Genomic DNA, 1,840 nt, shown 5'->3' with positions numbered 1-1,840 from the left:
GCGCTCGTCGCCAAGGATGACCAGGGAGTCCCCGTCGGGGTCGGTGAGCACCTTGAAGCCGAAGCCCTTCAGGGTCTCGCGCACGTACCCCTGGGTCAAGGGGCGGATCTGGGTCTCGGTCATGGTCTACCTCCCTTCCTCTTCATCCTCGGGGGAGGGGGCGAAAGGTACGGTCGCCTCCCAGCCCCCGCTCCGGATCCAGGCCACGGGGTCGTCCACCTCCAGGAGGAAAAGGAGCTCCAGTAGCCGCTCGCTCCACCCTCCCACCCGGACCACCCCCCGCTCGGGGAAGGCCAGGGGGTGGTAGCCCGCCACGTTGACCACGTAGGCGCTGCGCCCGGGGTCCTCTCTAAGCCACCTCCTCAGGGGCCGATAGGCGTCGTCGTGCACCTGCTCGTCGGTGAAGACCACCGCGCGCCGCCCCGGGAAGCGGGGGAGGGTCTTCTCCAGGGCCAGGCCCAGGCGGGTCCCGCCCCTGCCCGCGGCGAGGAGGTGGGCCACGAGCTCGGGGAGGGGGGCCTCCGGGGGAAGGGGCACGGGGTGGAGGGCGTGGTCAAAGCCCACGAGCCACCCCCCGGTTCTCCGGTAGAGGAGGGCCCCCAGGCTCGCCGCGGCCAGGGCGTAGGTGGCCTCGCTCCACCGGGAGAGGGGGGCGTACATGGAGCCCGAGACGTCCACCAGCACCAGGGTCTCCCCCTCCAGGGGTAGGGGCGGGAGGGAAGCCTCCAGGGCGGTCTCCAGGAGGGTGAGGACCTTCCCGGGCCACCCCTCCTCCCGCCCCCGGAGGATGGCCTGGAGCCACTGGTAGGGGTAGACCCGCCACCCCGCCACCTGGGGGGAGAGGAGCTTCCGGGCCAGGGCCTCCTGTACCCCGGTCTCCTCAAGAAGGCCGAAGCGGTGCAGGTTGCTCAGGTTGCGCACCAGGGAGAGGCCCTGGAGGTGGGGCAGGGCTTCCCACCAGGACTCCCGGCTCGCCCCCTTGGTGGAGAGGATCCGCTCCCAGGTGGGCCGCTCCTCCAGAAGCCGGGCCACGAAGGCCTGGGCCTCCGGCAGGGCCCTTTTCCCCCGCACCAGCCACTCGTAGACCAGGGCATGGGCCGGGTCCTGGGGCTTGGGGTGGGCGAGGATCAGGGCGTCCCGCTGGGAGAAGGCGTGCCCCTCCTTCCGGTACTTGAGGAGGGCCTGCGGGCTCATGGCGTTCAGCCTCCAGGCTACCGCCCGCTTCAGCCCCTTGGTGAGCTTCCACCCCTGGAGGCGGGTGTAGGCCAGGGTCTCCAGGTGCTCGTCCCCCCGAAGCCAGACCCCCCGCGCGGCCTCCTCCGCCACCTCCTTGGGGCCCCACCAGAAGAGGTGGGCCACCAGGGCGCTCGGGCCCGAACGAAGCCCCAGCACCTGGCGGGCGTACCGGGCCAGGGCGGCCACGTACCGGGGGTCTCTTCGGCTCAGCTTGCGGGCGAGCTCATGAAACCTTCGCTGGCGTAGGGGCTCCCCCTCGTAAAAGGTGTCCCCGGAGAAGAGGCTTCCCGCCACCAGGAGCAAGAGCTCCGTCTCCGGGCTCGCCAAGTACCCCACGCCGCCCTCATAGGTCCAGGCCACGCCCTTGGTCTGCTTTGGCGCGTTGAAGGACACGATCCCTCCTTCCGGGGGGCGAACGCCCCCATACCTAGCCCAGCGTCCTAAGCCTCTGACCTCACCCGTTGTGCCGCGAATTGTAGAGGGAAAGCCGCCTCAACCGAAGATTGCTCTTTAAAGTTGCCCGGGGATAGTCGCGCTCCGGTGCGTTTGGCTCTGGATCATGCTTCCAGAAGTACCCGAAGCGCTGCGCCGCCGGGCAAGGGTT

The 1,840-nt window shown here is 70.3% G+C and carries 1 protein-coding gene; it reads right to left on the bottom strand.

Going from position 1 to position 1,840, the window contains the following annotated elements; all coding sequences use genetic code 11:
• Positions 1–126 precede the first annotated feature (126 nt).
• Complete coding sequence (locus ABJK26_RS00915; RefSeq protein WP_347240312.1) at positions 127–1,596, bottom strand: TROVE domain-containing protein; 1,470 nt, start codon at positions 1,594–1,596, stop codon at positions 127–129.
• Positions 1,597–1,840 lie beyond the last annotated feature (244 nt).

Origin of the sequence: Thermus sp., from assembly GCF_039793865.1 — a bacterium.
Taxonomy (GTDB): Bacteria; Deinococcota; Deinococci; order Deinococcales; family Thermaceae; genus Thermus.
This window is presented reverse-complemented; position numbering and strand designations above follow the sequence as displayed.